Raw genomic sequence first — 17,986 nt, 5'->3', positions numbered from 1 at the left:
TCTGGCCTGGATACGCGGAGAGGCGGGGGAGGACCGCTCCAGCCTCAGCTGCCATCAGATGGCACTGGCTCCGAACAACTTCGGCAGCGTGCCCTCGTGCGCGGCCCGCAGCTCGTCCATGGGGACGGTGAACTGTCCTTGCACCTCAACCGAGTCCGTGCCCTGATCGACCACACCGATGCGCACCCACGGCAATTCGCGGGCGGTGCACATCTTGGTGAACCGGGTCTCCTCCGAGCGCGGCACCGCGACGAGCACGCGACCCGCCGACTCGGAGAACAGCGTCACGAACGGATCGGCATCCTCGGGAAGCAGGATGCGGCAACCGGTTTCGCCGGCCAGCGCGGCCTCGACGACGGTCTGGATGAGCCCGCCCTCCGAAAGGTCGTGCGCGGCACTGATCATGCCGTCGCGCGAACCCGCGGTGAGCACCTCGGCCAGCAACTGCTCGCGGGCGAAGTCGACCGTGGGCGGCACGCCACCGAGGTGGTCGTGCACGACCTGGGACCAGATGGAGCCGCCGAATTCGTCGCGGGTGTCGCCGAGCAGGATCAGCGTCTCGCCCGGCTCCAGGCCGAGCCCGGTCGGGATGCGCCGGTGCACGTCGTCGATGACGCCGAGCACGCCGACCACCGGGGTCGGCAGGATGGCGGTCTGCCCGGTCTGGTTGTAGAAGCTCACGTTGCCGCCGGTGACCGGAATGCCCAGCGCCACACAGCCGTCCGCGAGACCGCGGACCGCCTGCTGGAACTGCCACATCACGCCGGGATCCTCGGGCGAACCGAAGTTGAGGCAGTTGGTGACGGCCTTCGGGGTGGCGCCGGTGGTGGCGACATTGCGGTAGGCCTCGGCCAGCGCGAGCTGCGCGCCGGTGTACGGGTCCAGCTTGGTGTAGCGGCCGGACGCGTCGGTGGCCAGCGCGATACCGCGGCCGGTCTGCTCGTCGATCCGGATGACACCGGCGTCGGCGTGCTCGGCGAGCACGGTGTTGCCGCGCACGTACCGGTCGTACTGCTCGGTGATCCACTTGCGGCTGCACAGCTGCGGGCTGGCCAGCATCCGCAGCAGCGTCGCGCGCAGTTCGTCGCCGGTCTTCGGGCGGGTCAGTTTGTCGGTGCTGTCGGCGATCAGCGCGTCCTGCTCGTCCGGGCGCCGCACCGGGCGCTCGTAGACCGGGCCCTCGTGCGCGACAGTGCGCGGCGGCACGTCGACCACGGTCTCGCCGTGCCAGGTGACGATCAGCCGGTCACCGTCGGTGACCTCGCCGATCACCGTGGCCAGCGTGTCCCACTTGCGGCACACCGCCATGAACGCGTCCACGTTCTCGGGGGTGACCACCGCGCACATGCGCTCCTGCGATTCGCTGGAGAGCACCTCGGCCGGGGTCATTCCGGTGGCCCGCATCGGCACCTGGTCCAGTTCGATGCGCATGCCGCCGTCGCCCGCGGCGGCCAGTTCGGAAGTGGCACAGGACAGTCCGGCGCCGCCGAGGTCCTGGATGCCGACCACCAGTTTGGCCGCGTACAGCTCGAGACAGCACTCGATGAGCACCTTCTCGGTGAACGGATCGCCGACCTGCACGCTGGGCAGCTTCTTGCGGCCGGTGCCCGACTCGTCACCGGAGAAGGTGTCCGAGGCGAGCACGGAGACGCCGCCGATGCCGTCGAGGCCGGTGCGCGCGCCGAATAGAATGATCTTGTTGCCGGTGCCGGAGGCGAAGGCCAGGTGCAGGTCCTCGACCCGCATCACGCCCGCGCACAGCGCGTTCACCAGCGGATTGCCTTGGTAGGACGGGTCGAACACGGTCTCGCCGCCGACATTGGGCAGGCCGAGCGAGTTGCCGTAACCGCCGACACCGCGCACCACACCGTCGACCACGCGCCGGGTGTCGGCCGCGTCCGCCGCACCGAAGCGCAGCTGATCCATCACCGCGATCGGGCGGGCGCCCATCGCCATGATGTCGCGCACGATGCCGCCGACGCCGGTCGCCGCGCCCTGATACGGCTCGACATAGGACGGGTGGTTGTGGCTCTCGACCTTGAAGGTGACGGCCCAGCCGTCGCCGACATCGACGACGCCGGCGTTCTCACCGATGCCGGCGAGCATCGAGGCGCGCATCTGCTCGGTGGTGGTCTCGCCGAAGTAGCGCAGATGCACCTTCGACGACTTGTAGGAGCAGTGCTCGCTCCACATCACCGAGTACATCGCCAATTCGGCGTCGGTCGGCCGACGGCCGAGGATTTCCTTGATGCGCGCGTACTCGTCGTCCTTCAAACCCAGCTCTTTATAGGGTTGCGGCACGTCAGGAGTTGCTGCGGCTGCGCTGACGGTGTCGACCTGCGAAGTCACGGGGTGCAGCGTCCTTTCGACATGATCGGGCGCGCTGCGTGGTTACGCTGCGCTACCTCCTCCGCGCTTGACCCGACCATGTCAGGGGTCCTTTCGGGCCGGGAGCGCGAAGCTGGGGATTCGCCTGGAAGTTTAGCCGTGACCGTCGGCGGGCACCGGGCCGCATGGGCCCCGCGCCCGGTTCGCCGGAATCCTGTGTGCCAGGTCACAGGCCGCACGGGCCATCGTGCGCGCCGACGAGGGTCACACACCGGCCACGGATACGCTGGGCCCGTGAACGAACGATCGGGGGTTGCGGATTCCGCTGAGCCGGTTGCCTCGAAAAACCCGAACGCCACCTCGACGGCGCGCGTCCCGTTGTCGCGTGAGCAGCTGCGCTGGCTGCTGATCGCGGTCGGCCTGTTCGCCGCGTCCGCGGCGCTGTCGCTACTGGTGCACTGGTGGTCCGGTTACATCGATCTACAGGTGTACCGCAACGGTGCCCGGGTCTGGCTCGACGACGGCGAACTGTACGGGCCGATGCCGCCGGTCGCCGGAATCGGCTTGCCGTTCACCTATCCCCCGCTGGCCGCGCTGTTCTTCGCTCCGCTCGCACTGATGCCGCTGCCGGTGGCCGAGGTGCTCGTCCTGGTGACCTCGCTGGCCAGCCTGGCCGTCACGCTGCGGGTGGTGCTCGCGCGGATCCGCCCCGAACTGTCCCGGGTCACCGCCTGGACGATCGTCATCGGTGCGGTCGCCCTGCTGCAGACCTTCGAACCGCTGCGCCAGACCTTCGGCTTCGGCCAGATCAACCTGGTGCTGATGGCCGCGATCACGCTGGACTGCCTGGTGCGCAAGCCGTTCTGGCCGCGCGGCATGCTGATCGGCATCGCGGTGTCGGTGAAGCTGATTCCCGGCGGGTACCTGCTGTACTTCCTGCTGCGCAAGGATTGGAAGGCGGCGGGCACGCTGGTCGTCTCCGCGATCGGGGCGGTCGGGCTGGGTTTCCTGCTGTTCCCGAGTGATTCGGCCGAGTACTGGTTCCACACGCTCGCCGACACCGGCAGGATCGGGCCGCCGTATTTCGCTGGCAACCAGTCGATCAAGGGCATGGTGTTCCGGCTCGGCATCGCCGACTCAATGGCCACTGTGCTGTGGATCACGCTGTCACTGGTGGCAGTCGTACTGGCCGCCATCTGGATGCGCAGGCTGATCGACACGGGTGCGACCGTGGCCGCGCTGATGGTGAATGCCGCGGTGGTGCTGCTGGTTTCGCCGGTCTCCTGGTCACACCACTGGGTGTGGATCGCGCCCGCGCTGGTGGTGACGGCGGACGCGATCGCACGCGGCAGAAGTGCCGGACCCGCGCGCGAACGCGGCACCTGGAACACGCGCAGCCCGCTGTTCCTCGGTTCCGTCGGCGCCATGAGCGTCATGTTCCTCATCGGACCGCAGTGGCTGCTGCCGCACTCCGAGGACAAGGAACTCGGCTGGGCCTGGTGGCAGCAGCTCATCGGCAGCAGTTACGTGCTCGCCACCCTCGCGGTGTTCGTGGTCGCGGTGGCGACCTATCACCCCGTGACGGCGGGCGTCAGGAAGGCGGCCAGCGCCGCGGCGTAGGCCGGAACATCGGCGGCGCCCATTATTTCGCGCGCCGAATGCATGGCCAGCTGGGCCGCGCCGACGTCGACCGTCGTCATGCCGGTACCCGCCGCCGTCATAGGGCCGATGGTCGATCCGCACGGCAGATCGGCGCGATGCACGTAGCGCTGTAACGGAACTCCCGCCTGTTCGCAGGCCAGCGCGAACGCGCCCGCACCCGCCGCGTCGGTGGCGTAACGCAGGTTCTGGTTGACCTTGAGCACCGGTCCGCCGTTCACCTGGATGCGATGCGCGGGCTCGTGCCGCTCCGGGTAATTGGGGTGCGTCGCGTGCGCCATATCGCCGGAAGCGCAGACCGAACCGGCCAGGGCGGCAAAGAATTCGCCGCGATCGCCGCCGCGGGACAGCACGATCCGCTCCAGCACTGTCGGCAGCAGATCGGACTGCGCGCCGCGATCGGACTGGCTGCCTACCTCTTCGTGGTCGAAGGTGGCGAACACGGGAATGGCCGCGCCGGGCTCGGCGGCCGCGGCGAGGAAGGCCTGCAGGCCCGCGTAGCAGGTGCCCTGGTTGTCCAGCCGGGGCGCGCTGACCAGATCCTGGTCGCGGCCGACGAGCCGGCTCGGCGTCAGGTCGTGGGTCATCAGCTCCCAGCCGAGCAGCGCGTCCGGGTCGAGGCCGGCCCGCTCCGCGACGAACGCCAGGAAGGAGCGCGGCTCGTGGCCGACGCCCCACACCGCGTTCACGTGGCGCTGCGGGTCCAGCGTGACGCCCTTGCGGTCGTCGGAGAGATGGATGGCCAGCTGCGGCACCCGCAGGATCGGCTCGTCGATGCGAACCAGCTGCTCGCGCACGGTGTTTCCGTCGCGCACGCTGAGCCGCCCGGACAGGCCGAGCTCGCGATCCAGCCAGGAATTGAGCCAGGCGCCACCGTAGGGTTCCAGGCCGACCAGCTGCCAGCCCGCCGACGTCAGATCGGGGTGCTGCTTGACCCGCAGGTTCGGGCTGTCGGTGTGCGCGCCGACCACCCGGAACGGTGTCACCCCGGCGGCGTCAGCCGTCGCCCACGCGACCAGCGAGCCGCCGCGCACCAGGTAATGCTTGCTCGGACCGTCCGCGGGCCACGGCGCCGATTCGTCCAGCCGGGTGAAGCCGTTGGCGTCCAGCTCGGCGGCTACCGTCGCGCAGACGTGGAAGGGCGAGGGCGACGCGTCGATGAACGCGCACAATCCGGTGGCCGTAGCGGCGGTCGTGGAAACGGGCATGCTCGCGATCTTAGGGGGCACCGCCGGATCAGCTGGTGCGGACTTTCAAGCCGGGATGGTCGCGCAGCACCGTGCTCAGCGGCTGACCGAGCAGCACCGGGAGGTGCCCACAGGTGCCGTCGAACAGGGTGGTGGTGGTGACGATGGAGCTGGTGATGCCGACCGCCTTGGTACCCGCCATGATCGGCCCGCCGCTGTCACCTTGATGCCCGCACAAGGTGGTGATGAACATGTCCTCGAACTGGACCGGATCACCGTGTCCCGGCACGCCTTTCAGCCGGGCGACCTGGCCGGAGGCGAGCACCACGCCGCAGGAGTAGCCGGACCGGAATCCGGCCTTGCACACCACGGCGCCGTCGATCGGATCTGCCGTGCCGTCGATGGGCACCACCCCGGTTTCGCGGATCGACGCGTCCGGCACCTGGCTGGTGTTGCTGCCGGTATCCAGCGTGGGCGGCACCACCGACTGGGTCGGCGGCGACAGCTCGCCCGCCGAGACCAGGTTGTTCCGGAACCGGGGCGCGGCCGCCTCGTTGATCCGCAGGATCCCGTAGTCGTACGGGCTGAAGCTGGACACGTCGAAGTAGCCGAGTTCGGTGCCCAGCTTCGGCTTCTCGCCGGGCACGTACTCCTTGTCCGACGTCCCGCGCACCGTGAAGACACGCTGGGGCCCCTGCTTGCGTTTCGCCTGCGCGACAAGGTTGTTGGGGTCGCAGTGGCCCGCGGTGATATTGACCGCGCGGCCTTTCGCGTCGGTGGCGTGGAAGCCGAACGAGCACCGATGGACCTCGCCGTCGACCTCGAAGGCGTAGGACTGGCCGCCGACGATGGCGCCGTCGGGCCCCTCGGCCGCGATGGGCCGCACCTCGTCGGCGGTGTTGTCGGGCCAGGTTTCCGGCATGGTCGCCGCGATCGCCCGCACCGGTCCCGCCTCGGCGGGCAGCTGCGTGTCTTTGGCGACCCGCACCGCGAAACTGTTGTCCGCCATGTCGATTCCGTACCCGAAGATCGACTCGGCGACCGCGCCGGTCTGCGCGGCAAGCCAGCGTTCGAACGCGGCGCGCCGCTCCCGCAGGGTCGCCTCGCTGGCGGACACCGTTTCCACGGTGAATCCCGCCGCCTCGGCGGCCGCCCGTGCGTGCCGGGAACTCACCCCGTCGGTGAGCGAGACGATCGGGCGACCGCCGTCCATCCGGACGCCGGCGAAGGCGGCCGGGTGCGCGATCCGGGCCGACCTGGCGTACTCGGACAGCCGATTCGTCAGCGCGACCCGGCGCGCGTATTCCGCGGCGTCGATGCCGAGGTCGCGCCCCAACGCGTCGATCAGGCTCGGCGGCAAGGAGATTGCCCCGGACGGCGGGGCGGCCGAGACAGGGACAGCCGCCGATCCCGCAGCCAGGGCGACACAGCACATCAGCGCCGCCTGTCGGCAACGACGTAGTGCTGTGCCGCGACCTAGCGCCTTGTCGCGTAGACGGGGACCGAACGACATCGATGAGCCTCCTACCAGAACTGACAGTGGGTGTCGCCCGATGCTATTAGTCACACCAGCCACAAAACGGACTATCCGGTCCAGTCGCGTGTCATTGTCGTTTCACTATGCGTGCGCGCGGAGCGCGGTACGCAGCGACACCCGGCTGCCGGTGAGCAGGACCGCGTTGCCGTAGATCCGGCCTGCCAACCGAGCCACCAGCGCGATGGTCAGCACCATGGCCACCAGCGCGCCCGTCATCTGCCAACCGGGCACGTCGTAGGCCGCCCGCATGGGCATCACCACCGGCGACAACAGCGGGATCATCGACAACACCGTCGCGGAAGTCCCGTGCGGATCGGCGGGCACGATGGACTGCCCGATCAGATACGCCGCGATCAACACCACCGACACCGGCACCGCCACCGACGCGAGATCCTCCTGCCGCGACACCAGCGACGCGGCCGCCGCGACAACAAGGGCATAGAGGAAGTAGCCGAGCAGGTACCACACCACCGCCCAGCCGACCACGCTGCCGACCATCGCCGTCGACAGCTCCAGCACCCCGGTGGCGAAGGCGGTGGCCATCCCCACCGCGGCGATCAGGGCCACCTGGATGATCGTCACGATGCCGATGCCGATCACCTTGCCCGCCAACAGCTCCCACGGCCGGATCGTCGCAAGGAGCAGCTCGACAATGCGATTGGCCTTCTCCTCGACGACCCCCTGCCCGGTCAGCTGGATACTGATCAGCAGCATCACGTAGGTGAGCACGCCGATCACCGCCGCCATGCCGATGCGCGCGCCACGATGAGCGTCGGCCGGCTGCAGCGGCTGCACCGCGATCTTCGCAGCGGCGATCGCGCTCTCCACGGCGGCCGGATCGCCGCCGAGCCAACTGATTTCCTGATGCAGCGCGGCCTGCCTGGCCACCAGGCCGAACGCCGTGCGCAGCCCATCCGGCAGGGCCGATTTCACCACCACCTGCAGCTGTCCGTCCGCGGCGCCGACCAGCAAGGCCGCGAGATCGTCCGCGCGGATCTGCTCTTCACCGGTGGTCCGGTCGAGCACGGTGGTCTCGATCGACTGACCGGCCGCCGCGCCCGCGGCGACCAGCAACGGCTGGAACTGAGCCATATCCGCGGTCAGGCCAACCTTTTCCACGGCGGCGGTGGTGCCCCGATCGATGAAGTGGAACAGCAGCACCGTGCCCGCGACGGCGAGCACGAGGATCGCGGTGATCGCGACGAAGGCTTTCGACCGCACCCGCACGTTGATCTCGCGGCCCGCGACGATGCGAATCGCTTGTGTCGGAGACAGCTTCGGGTCACTCATCCGCTCACTCATGCCGCCACCTCGGCCGAGTCGACGGTCGCATCCCGGAACAAATCGGTCAAAGTGGGCTGCACCCGGCCGAATTCGCGCACCGGCCCGGCGGCCAGCGCGGTGGTCAGCACCAGATGGTCGTCGACGTGGTCCTCCAGGCGCAGGATCCACCGGGACGCCTCGCGCCCGCGCACCGACACCCCCGGCATTCGGGTGATCCAGTCGTCGTCCAGGCCCGGCGCGTCGATCGCGACCAACGCCGGTGCGCGACCGCGCAATTCATCAACTGTCCCACAGGCCACCATGGTCCCGTTCCGGACGATTCCGACACGGTCACACAGTCGTTCGACCAGATCGAGCTGGTGCGAGGAGAACAGCACCGGGCTGCCCTTCTCCGCGCTGCGTTCGCGCAATACCGAGCTCATCACCTCGACCGCAACGGGATCCAGCCCGGAGAACGGCTCGTCCAGCACCAGGACGTCGGGATTGTGCACCAGCGCGGTCGCCAACTGCACCCGCTGCTGATTGCCGAGACTGAGCTTCAGCACGTCGTCCTCGGCGCGCTGCTCGATCCCGAGGCGCAACATCCACAGCTGCGCGGCGGTGGACGCCTCGAAATCCGAAAGCCCGTGCAGCCGAGCGAAGTACTGCAGCTGCGCGCCCACCTTCATCCGCGGATACAGGCCCCGCTCTTCCGGCATGTAGCCGATGCGCCGCCGCGTCGCCAGATCCACCGGCCTGCCGTTCCATCGGACTTCACCCGCGTCGGCGGCCATCACGCCCATGATGATCCGCATTGTTGTCGTCTTCCCCGCACCATTGGATCCGACGAACCCGAACAACTCACCGGGCCGCACGTCGAACGTCATGTCGGACAACGCGACAACGTCCCCGTAGCGCTTGACCAAGCTCGAAATTTCCAACATGTAGAATTCGCACCTTCCACTCGTCGCACGATCGTCTTCGCGTCCACGAGGCGGCTCGATTCGCCGCACCGTTCCGCAGGCGGACGCCGCTAGCGGCACGGCGCCACCATGCCAGGAAACAACCTGCCCCGCCGCATAACACACCGAATAGGCCGGTTTTCTCGTGACGGCACAGCACATCCGCTTATACCGCACGCTCTTCCGATTAATTACGACTGCGCCCGGCCGGTCCATGGATACGACAATCGGCCGTTTCCCCGATCTACCATTCTTTCGTCACGGTGACGCCTTCGGTTCGCGCATGGCGCAAGAACTTTCGGCCGCGATGCGCGCGTTGCCCGCTCATACCACCGACTTTGTTGAGTACCATCACGGCCGGGTCACCGACCCGACAGTCAGATGAACTCTACGAAGGGTGACTACATGACGATGCGCAAAGCCCGATACACGATCGCCGCACTGGCCTTCAGCGGATTCTCCGCCGCCACTGCATTGTTCGGATCAGGAGCCGCGTCCGCCGATCTGGCCACCGACTTGGCGCCCCTGATGACGACGAAATGCTCGTTCAGCCAGTTCGATGCGGCTATGCGCGACATGGAACCCGCTGTCGCGGCCAAGTTCGACGCCGACCCGATCCAGAAGGTCGTTCTGCAAACCACACTCTCGCAGCCGGTTTCCCAGCGGCAAGCGGCATTCGAGATGTTCAACAAGAGCTTCGGCCAGATGACGGCAATGCACGCGAACAACACCACCACCACCGATGCGAGTGCCGATGCGAACGCCGACGCGCGTGCGGCAATCCGCAAAGTCACGGCCTCCTGCGACCGTTACTGAGGCATAGCGCCGACAGCTGACCCCCGGTCGGATCGACGACCACTTCTGCAGACCGACGCCGCTCGAACGCGAATATTTCAGACCTTTTGTTCGGATTATTCATTCGGACACACAGCGCGAAAAAAGCTGCTATAGGCCATTGGTCCAGGTAGATAGGTCGGCGCGAACTTTCCGACACGCCGGGGCAGTTCAGCATTAACAACGCCACACTTGGCATGATCTCTTCTGCTACACCCCAATAAACCGTCCAACGAAGGAGTAACTCGTGCTGTTGTCTGTTACCGTCCCGCTCGGTCTCGGTGTCGCTGCTGCTCTCGGCCTGGTTGTGGCCGCTCTCGGGCTGCTCTGAGCAAAAGCAGCTAATTGAGAAGGCAGGGCCGAGCCCTTCCGGAAGGCGCTCCGGTCCTGCTGCCGATTTTCCGAGATCTGTTCGAGTCGGAATCAGAATCTCGCGCGTCAGACCAACACTCATCTGCCAATGAAGGAGTTATCCATGCTGTTGTCTGTTACCGTCCCGCTGGGCCTCGGTGTCGCTGCTGCTGTCGGCCTGGTGGTCGCCGCTCTGGGCTTGATCTGAGAATCTCGACCCATTGAGCACAGTGGATCCAGAAAAGCTAGGTCCACTCTAATTCCCGAGTCTTGTCGAACCCCATCGAGAATCACCGGGTCGACCACTCACCTGAACCGAGAAGGAGCACACTCATGCTGCTGTCCGTGACCGTTCCCCTGGGCATCGGCCTCGCCGGCGTCATCGCACTCGCCGTGTCGGCGCTGGGCCTGCTCTAAACCATCTCTGAGCCAAACCTAAATGCGGGGCCGAGCGACTGCAGACGCTCGGCCCCGCATTTTATGGTTTTCGAAACAGCACTGCTATCTCACGCCGGAGACATGCGCAGGACACCAGCCCACGGCCGACCGCCGGTATTGCGCGGGTCCGATTCCATCAGCGAAGAAAGCAAGCGCATCTTCAGCGGAAGACGACCGGCCCGGCGCGCGTGCGTGAACACCGATTCCAGATCCGTTGCCGTCCAGCCGCGTTCTTCCAGATAGGCGATCGGATCGTCGGACGCGAAGCGGAACGGCGCGTTCTCGAACATGGTGCCGTACGACTTCTCCATGCCGTTCTGCATCGTCGTATTCATGACATCCACGATCCACCACTGGATGTTCGCGGCGCGCAGTGCGCTCGCCAGCTCGCTGACCTGCTCGTCCTCCAGGTACTGGATGAGCCCCTCGGTGATGACCAGGGTCTTGGCCGGGTCCACCACCGCGGACTCCAGGAACGAACGCAGGGTCGCCGCCTCCGACAGGTCCACTTGATGCCGTTCCAACCGGCACTTGGGTGTTTCATCGGCCAGCAACTGCGTTTTCTCGGTGACCAACCGCGGCAGATCGGCTTCGATCCAGGTCAGCTCGGCAGGCAGGTCGAGGCGGTACGGGCGCGTGTCGAGGCCCGCCGCGAGATTCAGCACCCTGGTGCAACCATGCGCCAGCGAATCGTGAATCAGGTCATCGATAATTTTGGTCCGAACGACGACACCCAGCCCGCTGCGCACTTTCTTCGGCGCCGCCTGGATGATCTCGTAGCCACTGGTTCCTGCCATGCGATCGGCGAATGGATCACAGATTAGTGCGTCTTTTCGGGAAGATTCAATGGCCCGATATGCAGCTGCCCATCGCGCCGTGTCCGAAACATCGTTGATCAGGGTCTCTGTAGATACCATGCAGGCAGGATATACGGCCGATACCGCCGGTCCACGAGCTGCGCGGCGTGTCCTACCGGGCGAATAGCGGCGAGTTGTAACTCCGCTTCGAAGTACGACGAGTCGCACATTTCGGGCAGGTCGGTCGACAAATATCAACGGTACTGCCGGGTGAATACCGAACGGGGCCGACGGCTATCGGATGACAGCCCTCGGCCCCGCTGTGAACTTCCTCGAATTCAACTCACTCGAGCGTCGGTACTACGACAGACCCATCCCGCGGGAAAGGAACGGCCAGGAGTGCTTGAACTCGTCCTGCCAGTAACCCCACGAATGCGTACCCGAGGCGTAGCGGAAGGTCGCCGGAATTCCGAGCGACTCCAGCCGCTGCTGCATATTGCGCGTACAGAAGTTGGTGACGGCCTCGATCGCGCCGCCGACCGCGATCTGATTGATCAGCGTCTCGACACCCAGCTGATTGTCGTCCCCATCGATTTGGGTCCGGCCGCCACCGAGCTGTTCGGCCCGCCCGTCGACCGTGTCGTATTTGCCCGGGCTGCCGTCGCCCGACGACAGATACAGATCGAGCCCGCGCAACTTCTCGGCGTTGATGTAGGCATCGTTTTCCAGCCATTCGGGTGAGCCGGGCGGGCCCCACATGTTCTCCACGTCGCCGCCGCCCATGCCGACCACGGATTTGACAAATGCCGTGCCGAGTTTGTCGCTGGTCTGCGCGCAGCCACTGTAAGCGGCCACGGCCTTGTAGAGACCGGGCTTCGCCATCGGCATCGTGAGCACGGTGGTACCCGCGGTGGAGATTCCCGCGATGGCATTGACACCATTGGTGCCCAGCGCCGCGTCGATCAGCGGCGGCAGCTCTTCGGTCAAATAGGTCTTCCACTTGTTGCGACCGAGTGCCGGATCATCCTTGATCCAGTCCGCGTAATAGCTGAACGGGCCGCCCACCGGGATCACCAGGTTGGCATTCTTGTCCGCCATGAACTTCGGAATGTCGGTCTGCGCCTGCCACGAGGCCAGGCCTTCGCCGCCGTCGGCGCCGTTCAGCAGATAGAGCACCGGCCGCGGCAGGGAGGTATCCGCCGGCCGGACGACATCGACCGGAAATGTCTTGTCCATCGCCGTGGAGTGCACCTGCAGCCGGATGCTGTGATCATCGATTTTTTCGACACCGGTAATACGCGAGCCATCCGGGGATACCGCGCCGGTCGGAATCCCGGCGACGCTCGGATCCGCTGAAGCCGACACCGCGCCGAATCCGGTCATAACACCGACAAGCAGTCCTGCTACTGCGGTACCGGCCACGAAGGCGCACCGGGACCGACGCCTTTCTACGCCTGGGAAAGTCGATTTCATGGGCACCAGCATCGACCATCGCGGTTGCTTATCGAAGCAACGACACACCTTCTTGTCGCACTGACCATGCATTACCGGAACCCTTCTGTTTCTACAGGTTTCGCCGATTCAGCGCGCACCCGGCACCGCGCGTTCGGCCGACATCTCGTTTGCATACACAGGGTTGTCGCAAAGAAACTCGGCGGTGCGCAGCAGATCTCGCACCACCGTCTGGAAACGCTAGTTCTGACCCGTCGTAACGGGTTGGATCCGAGCAAGAAAGGCATCGATGGCCGCGTGCATCTCCCGATTGATCTGGAGGTGTCGGCCCGTACCGACCACCATCTTATAGTCCACTCGATTCACGGTGAATCGGGCTGCCAATGCCGCGTGCAGCGGCGAGGGTACCGAGATGTCGGTCGCGTTGATCAGCAACAGGATCGGCGCATCGTAGCCACTGGTCGGCACACCGAGGTAGTCGGCGAGCACACTCTGGAAGTGCTTGTTGGTCAACGGTTTCGACAGCAGCTGACTGATTCCGACATCGCCGATCCCCTCGACCATCCGGTCCTGGCACAGCCGGCCGACGGTATCGAGCACCTCCCGGCCGCGCGGGGTCAGGTAGCTGTCCATATTCGCGTCCGGCCGCGCGGTGCGCAGTCCGGCGAGCACGCTGGCGACGAAAACGGTGAGGGCCTGGCCGACTTCACTGGGCAGGTCGGGGCCCCACGGTCCGGCCATCGGCAGCAGGCTCTCCGCGTCGGAGGCGGGGTCGATCGCGATCGCGCCGCGGAAGTCGAGCTCCGGCGCGTAGGTCCGGTGCAGGTGCGCGGTCCCCAGTGCGGCATGCCCGCCCTGCGAACCACCGAGGACCACCCAGGTGCGCGACAGTTCGGTGAAGTGCGACCTGGCCGCCTTGATCAGGCCGATGGTCGCGGTGGCCTCGGTCTTCAGTTCGAGGTACGGGTGCGGGCCGGTGTCGAACCGGCCGAGCCCGAGATAGTCCGGCGCGACCACGGCGAATCCTTTGGACAGGAAGCTCGCCACGAATTTGTCCTCGGCGACGCGCAACTCGGGCCAGGGACCGCGGGCCGGATCGGACTGGGCGCCGCAGCCCGGCCCCAGGCCGAAGCTGCCGTGGGCGAAGGCGAGAATCGGCCAGCCGCCGGCCGGGGCCGGACCGGGCGGAATGAGGACCGCACCGCTGGCGGGTTTCGGGGTGCCGTCCGAACCGGTCATCCAGTATTCGACGACCGAGCCATTGCTGACGTTGCGCCAACCCTCGGGCTGGGGCAGCACGGAGATGACCGTTCCCGCGCTCGCCGCGTGTGCGGGTACCGAGACCACCCCGGCGGCGAAACAGGCCGACACAGCGGCAGCCAGGGCCCCGCGTTGCCATGAACCGAACAACCGCATCGGACACCACTTTCCGTTTCGGCGGAGAGAACGTACGCGATGGTGCAGATCGAGATCTTGGTCCGAGTGAAACGGTAATACGCGGCAGAAGTCGCCGACGCTCGCCGCGCGGCGTGTCGAGCAAGAGGATCGCAACCTCGGCAGGCGAGCAGTTACCCGGATGCCGGTAGGTGTCCACGGCAGGCAAACTTCAGGATTGCCGCTACTTCAAATTTTGCTATGACGAGCGGCCACATTAATTCCATTCGGCACGGCACAAAGACGGCCGCGCGCGGATGACCGCGCGTGCGTCCGAGGACGGATCAGACCGCGCGGAAATCGTCGGACGAATTAGTCCTACTCGGGGTTCGCGGAAACAAGTTCCAATAAACGCATGAGCTCGGCATAGCGCCGCGCACCCATTCGCGACCGCAGTTCTTGCTCGGCCCGCGACTCCTCGGCCCGCACCGACGCGACCAGCTCCGCACCGAGTCGGCTCAGCCCGATCAGGATCCGCCTGCGGTCGTCCTGGGCCGCCAGCCGGAAGATCAGACCGCGCTCGGCCAGGTAGTCCGCATGCCGGGTCGCCGAGGACGGCGCCAGCTGTGACCTGGCCGCAAGCTCGCTCATGGTGATGCCGGTCTCACTGGAGAGATTCGACAACATCGACCACTGATCGGCCGTGAGCTGCCTGGCACACAGTGCGGCGTCCAAGTGACGCAGCCAACCGCGTTCTGCGGCACGCAGCGCACCATGCAGCGTCGAATATCCGCTTACAATGGTCGTCATTGTTATTTCCTGCCTGCCATGAATTTCGCTCGAACGAGAAGAAGAGTACCGAATGTCAGCGTTCGGCGAGAGCCCAGAGGGCACTATCGAGATCCTGAACATAGTCCCCATGCAGGGACCGGGCGGGATCGTGGCACCCTCCTGCGATGCGGCGATTTCCCTTGCCGTCGACGAAATCAACCGGGGCACAGGAATTCTCGGCCGGGAAATTCGTACTACGAATATCGATGGCGGGCGGGCGCCGCACGAGGTGGCCAGCGAAGTTTCCGCACTGCTGGCGACCGGCATGGTGGACGCGATCACCGGCTGGCACACCTCCGCGGTGCGCCGCGTGGTGGCCCGCGCGACGGCCAGCCGGGTGCCCTATTTATTCGCCACCGGGCACGAGGGACTGCCGGACGAGTTGCCCGGGGTGTTGATGCTCGGCGAGCACCCGGCGGGGCAGACACTGCCCGCGCTGCAGTGGCTCGAGCGCGAGCACGGCGTGCGCCGCTGGGCCATCATCGGCAACGACTACATCTGGCCGCGTGAGTCGGCCAAGGCGATCCGCAACAGCCTGACCGACCCCGGCGCCATCGTGCTGGAGCGCTTCGTGCCGCTCGGTGCGCCCGACTTCGGCGACTTCCTGGGCCATCCGGCGCTTGATCGGGCCGACGGCGTGGTGATCCTGATGGTGGGCGCGGACGTGTCCCGGTTCAACCGGCAGTTCGCCGCGACCGGACGCGCGGCGACCCAGCTGCGGATCAGCCCCGCGGCGGATGAGAACGTGTTGCTGGCCGGCGGCCCGGGCGCCAACCAGAACTTCTATGCCGCGTCCAGTTTCTTCATCGACGAGCGCACCGCGGACGGACGGGAGCGGGTCGGCCGCTACCGCAAGTTGCACGGTGAGTTCGCACCGGCGCTCACCAGTTTCAGCAACATGACCTATGAGGCCATCCACACCCTGGCCGGGCTCGCGCACGCGGTGGGTTCACTGCGGGTGCCCGACGTGCTCGGCGCCATCGACCACGGTGTGCTGCTGGAAACCCCTGGCGGGCTGCGCGCGTTCCAGGGCAACCAGGCCATCCAGCACGGCTATATCGCCCGTGCGAACGGCGTCGAATTCGACATCGTCGCCAGAATCACCTGAGCCGCACAGCTTTCGAGCCCCACACACTCGCGGAGTGCGTGGGGCTCGAAAAGTATGCGGCTCTGGGTGTTACGCCGAGACCAGGGTGTCCAGCACCGAGAGGAACAGGCCGAGGCCGTCGTCGCTCGGGCCGGTCAGTGCTTCGGTCGCGTGCTCAGGGTGCGGCATCAGGCCGACGATGCGACCGTCGGCCGAGGCGATGCCCGCGATGCCGCGCTGCGAACCGTTCGGGTTGTCGCCCGCGTAGCGGAAGACCACCCGGCCCTCGCCCTCCAGCTCGTCGAGCACGGCGGGAGCGGCCTGGAAACGCCCCTCGCCGGACTTCAGCGGGATCAGGATCTGCGCGCCGGCCTCGTAGCGCGAGGTCCACACGGTGGACGCCGATTCCACCCGCAACCACTCGTCGCGGCAGATGAAGTGCAGCCCCTCGTTGCGGGTCAGCGCGCCGGGCAGCAGGCCCGCTTCGCACAGCACCTGGAAGCCGTTGCAGATGCCGAGCACCGGCAGGCCTGCCTTGGCGGCGCGCACGACCTCGCCCATCACCGGCGCGAACCGGGCGATGGCGCCCGCGCGCAGGTAGTCACCGTAGGAGAAACCGCCCGGCACGACCACCGCGTCGACCTGCTTCAGGTCGGCGTCGGCGTGCCACAGGCTGACCGCCTCGGCGCCCGCCAGGCGCACCGCCCTGGCCGCGTCGACATCATCGAGCGTGCCCGGAAAGGTGATGACTCCGATGCGCGCAGTCATGCCTCCGCCTCGCTGACGCTCGGCTCCGGCATGCCCGCGACGGCAGCTGTATTCAATGGCTCGCTGCGCTCGCTCATGACAGGCGAGTGACCTTCCACTCCTCGATCACGGTGTTGCACAGCAGCGACTCCGCGATCTGCTCGAGCTCGGCGTCACCGACGGTGTCGTCGACATCGAGTTCGAATCGCTTGCCCTGCCGTACATCCGAGATGCCCTCGAATCCCAGGCGCGGGAGCGCACCGACGATGGCCTGTCCCTGGGGGTCCAGGATCTCGGCCTTCGGCATCACCTCGACCACGACTCGTGCCACGCGTTGCTCCTCATGTGGTGGTGGGGGGGTTACCTGAGCAGCGTAGTTGTGCTGGTCGACCGCGGCATCCTCGGGGTCGGCCAAATTCGCCGGGTGCCGCGGCTGCGGTCCGGCAATAGCATGGCGGGATGCGCATAGCTCACTTCGGCCACTCCTGCCTGCTCGTCGAGCTACACGGCAAGAAGGTGCTGTTCGACCCCGGCACTTTCTCGCACGGTTTCGAAGGGCTCACCGGTCTGGACGCCATCGCGATCACCCACCAGCACCCCGACCACATCGATCCGAACCGGATCGAGGCCCTGGTCGACGCCAATCCCGGCGCCCGGTTGCTGGCCGATCCGCAGACCGCGCAGCAGCGCGGCGAGCGGTGGGAGGCGGTGCACGCGGGCAACGTGCTCACCCTCGGCGACCTGCGGATCACCGGCGGTGGCGGCAGGCACGCGGTGATCCACCCGGAGATCCCGGTCGTCGACAACACCGTGTTCCAGCTGGGCACCCCGGACGATCCGGCGCAGCTGGTGCACCCCGGCGACTCGCTGTGGGTGCCGCCGGTCCCGGTCGGCGTGCTCGCGGTCCCGGCGGCCGCGCCGTGGATGAAGCTCAGCGAGGCGGTGGACTACCTGCGGGCCGTCGCGCCGCGCACCGCGCTGCCCATCCACTACGGCATCATCGCGCCGGAGGCACAGGGCATCTACTTCGGCAGGCTGTCCGAGATGGGTCCTGCCGGAACGGAATTCACCGTGGTGGAGCCGGAAGACCAGCGCGAGTTCTAGCACTTCCGGTGCGCCACCTGTCATCCCGGCAGTCG

The 17,986-nt window shown here is 66.8% G+C and carries 15 protein-coding genes; 4 read left to right on the top strand and 11 right to left on the bottom strand.

The window, feature by feature from the left end; genetic code table 11:
- Window positions 1–54: 54 nt before the first annotated feature.
- Entirely contained in the window at window positions 55–2,349 is a 2,295-nt protein-coding gene (gene purL, locus IBX18_RS12445; protein ID WP_194833895.1) for a phosphoribosylformylglycinamidine synthase subunit PurL, read from the bottom strand.
- Window positions 2,350–2,622: 273 nt separating this feature from the next.
- Between purL and IBX18_RS12440 the strand changes: the two genes are divergently transcribed.
- Window positions 2,623–3,948, top strand: coding sequence for a glycosyltransferase 87 family protein (locus tag IBX18_RS12440; RefSeq protein ID WP_194833894.1), 1,326 nt, complete (start codon window positions 2,623–2,625; stop codon window positions 3,946–3,948).
- Here the strand turns inward: IBX18_RS12440 and IBX18_RS12435 are convergent.
- From IBX18_RS12435 to IBX18_RS12420, 4 genes are all read right to left on the bottom strand, one after another.
- Complete coding sequence (locus tag IBX18_RS12435; RefSeq protein WP_194833893.1) at window positions 3,900–5,195, bottom strand: M18 family aminopeptidase; 1,296 nt, start codon at window positions 5,193–5,195, stop codon at window positions 3,900–3,902. The two genes, IBX18_RS12440 and IBX18_RS12435, sit on opposite strands and share 49 nt — an antisense overlap.
- A 28-nt stretch (window positions 5,196–5,223) precedes the next feature.
- Window positions 5,224–6,687 carry a S1 family peptidase gene (locus IBX18_RS12430; RefSeq protein WP_194833892.1) on the bottom strand — a complete coding sequence of 488 codons (1,464 nt, stop codon included), beginning with the start codon at window positions 6,685–6,687 and terminating at the stop codon, window positions 5,224–5,226.
- Window positions 6,688–6,792: 105 nt separating this feature from the next.
- Window positions 6,793–8,013: an ABC transporter permease gene (locus IBX18_RS12425; RefSeq protein ID WP_194833891.1), complete on the bottom strand. Its 1,221-nt coding sequence runs from the start codon at window positions 8,011–8,013 to the stop codon at window positions 6,793–6,795.
- On the bottom strand, window positions 8,010–8,918 hold the full coding sequence (locus tag IBX18_RS12420; protein WP_194833890.1) for an ABC transporter ATP-binding protein: 909 nt from the start codon (window positions 8,916–8,918) through the stop codon (window positions 8,010–8,012). Before IBX18_RS12420 ends, IBX18_RS12425 begins: the two co-directional genes overlap by 4 nt.
- Window positions 8,919–9,317: 399 nt before the next feature.
- On the opposite strand from IBX18_RS12420, the gene IBX18_RS12415 reads away from it, so the two are divergent.
- Window positions 9,318–9,752, top strand: a complete 435-nt coding sequence (locus tag IBX18_RS12415) for a hemophore-related protein (RefSeq protein WP_228540898.1) — start codon at window positions 9,318–9,320, stop codon at window positions 9,750–9,752.
- Window positions 9,753–10,627: 875 nt separating this feature from the next.
- Here IBX18_RS12415 and IBX18_RS12410 read toward each other — a convergent pair.
- From IBX18_RS12410 to IBX18_RS12395, 4 genes are all read right to left on the bottom strand, one after another.
- Window positions 10,628–11,476 (bottom strand): SAM-dependent methyltransferase, encoded by an 849-nt coding sequence (locus IBX18_RS12410; RefSeq protein WP_194833888.1) that lies wholly within the window; start codon window positions 11,474–11,476, stop codon window positions 10,628–10,630.
- 240 nt (window positions 11,477–11,716) lie between these two features.
- Window positions 11,717–12,739 (bottom strand): alpha/beta hydrolase family protein, encoded by a 1,023-nt coding sequence (locus IBX18_RS12405; protein WP_194833887.1) that lies wholly within the window; start codon window positions 12,737–12,739, stop codon window positions 11,717–11,719.
- 309 nt (window positions 12,740–13,048) lie between these two features.
- Window positions 13,049–14,224 (bottom strand): lipase family protein, encoded by a 1,176-nt coding sequence (locus tag IBX18_RS12400; protein ID WP_194833886.1) that lies wholly within the window; start codon window positions 14,222–14,224, stop codon window positions 13,049–13,051.
- Between the two features lie 336 nt (window positions 14,225–14,560).
- Entirely contained in the window at window positions 14,561–14,992 is a 432-nt protein-coding gene (locus IBX18_RS12395; RefSeq protein WP_194833885.1) for a MarR family winged helix-turn-helix transcriptional regulator, read from the bottom strand.
- A 52-nt stretch (window positions 14,993–15,044) separates the two neighbouring features.
- On the opposite strand from IBX18_RS12395, the gene IBX18_RS12390 reads away from it, so the two are divergent.
- Window positions 15,045–16,121, top strand: coding sequence for a substrate-binding domain-containing protein (locus tag IBX18_RS12390; protein ID WP_194833884.1), 1,077 nt, complete (start codon window positions 15,045–15,047; stop codon window positions 16,119–16,121).
- A 69-nt stretch (window positions 16,122–16,190) separates the two neighbouring features.
- On the opposite strand, the gene purQ is transcribed toward IBX18_RS12390, so the two are convergent.
- Together purQ and purS are read right to left on the bottom strand one after the other, a co-directional pair.
- Window positions 16,191–16,868, bottom strand: coding sequence for a phosphoribosylformylglycinamidine synthase subunit PurQ (gene purQ / locus IBX18_RS12385; RefSeq protein ID WP_107653957.1), 678 nt, complete (start codon window positions 16,866–16,868; stop codon window positions 16,191–16,193).
- Window positions 16,869–16,941: 73 nt separating this feature from the next.
- On the bottom strand, window positions 16,942–17,178 hold the full coding sequence (purS, locus tag IBX18_RS12380; RefSeq protein WP_194833883.1) for a phosphoribosylformylglycinamidine synthase subunit PurS: 237 nt from the start codon (window positions 17,176–17,178) through the stop codon (window positions 16,942–16,944).
- Window positions 17,179–17,306: 128 nt separating this feature from the next.
- Between purS and IBX18_RS12375 the strand changes: the two genes are divergently transcribed.
- Window positions 17,307–17,951: an MBL fold metallo-hydrolase gene (locus tag IBX18_RS12375; protein ID WP_147131056.1), complete on the top strand. Its 645-nt coding sequence runs from the start codon at window positions 17,307–17,309 to the stop codon at window positions 17,949–17,951.
- The last annotated feature ends 35 nt before the right edge of the window (window positions 17,952–17,986 follow it).

This window comes from Nocardia sp. XZ_19_369, from assembly GCF_015355715.1.
Classification (GTDB): domain Bacteria; phylum Actinomycetota; class Actinomycetes; order Mycobacteriales; family Mycobacteriaceae; genus Nocardia.
The sequence above is the reverse complement of the archived record's forward strand: the minus strand, read 5'-3'. Positions and strand labels throughout refer to the sequence as shown.

Bases quoted from the DNA above. Each gene is read 5' to 3' on its own strand.
- IBX18_RS12405 (WP_194833887.1), bottom strand. From the start codon at position 12,739: ATGACCGGATTCGGCGCGGTGTCGGCTTCAGCGGATCCGAGCGTCGCC.
- IBX18_RS12410 (WP_194833888.1), bottom strand. From the start codon at position 11,476: ATGGTATCTACAGAGACCCTGATCAACGATGTTTCGGACACGGCGCGA.
- IBX18_RS12430 (WP_194833892.1), bottom strand. From the start codon at position 6,687: ATGTCGTTCGGTCCCCGTCTACGCGACAAGGCGCTAGGTCGCGGCACA.
- IBX18_RS12375 (WP_147131056.1), top strand. From the start codon at position 17,307: ATGCGCATAGCTCACTTCGGCCACTCCTGCCTGCTCGTCGAGCTACAC.
- IBX18_RS12420 (WP_194833890.1), bottom strand. From the start codon at position 8,918: ATGTTGGAAATTTCGAGCTTGGTCAAGCGCTACGGGGACGTTGTCGCG.
- IBX18_RS12415 (WP_228540898.1), top strand. From the start codon at position 9,318: ATGAACTCTACGAAGGGTGACTACATGACGATGCGCAAAGCCCGATAC.
- IBX18_RS12435 (WP_194833893.1), bottom strand. From the start codon at position 5,195: ATGCCCGTTTCCACGACCGCCGCTACGGCCACCGGATTGTGCGCGTTC.
- IBX18_RS12390 (WP_194833884.1), top strand. From the start codon at position 15,045: ATGTCAGCGTTCGGCGAGAGCCCAGAGGGCACTATCGAGATCCTGAAC.
- purQ (WP_107653957.1), bottom strand. From the start codon at position 16,868: ATGACTGCGCGCATCGGAGTCATCACCTTTCCGGGCACGCTCGATGAT.
- IBX18_RS12400 (WP_194833886.1), bottom strand. From the start codon at position 14,224: ATGCGGTTGTTCGGTTCATGGCAACGCGGGGCCCTGGCTGCCGCTGTG.
- IBX18_RS12395 (WP_194833885.1), bottom strand. From the start codon at position 14,992: ATGACGACCATTGTAAGCGGATATTCGACGCTGCATGGTGCGCTGCGT.
- IBX18_RS12425 (WP_194833891.1), bottom strand. From the start codon at position 8,013: ATGAGTGAGCGGATGAGTGACCCGAAGCTGTCTCCGACACAAGCGATT.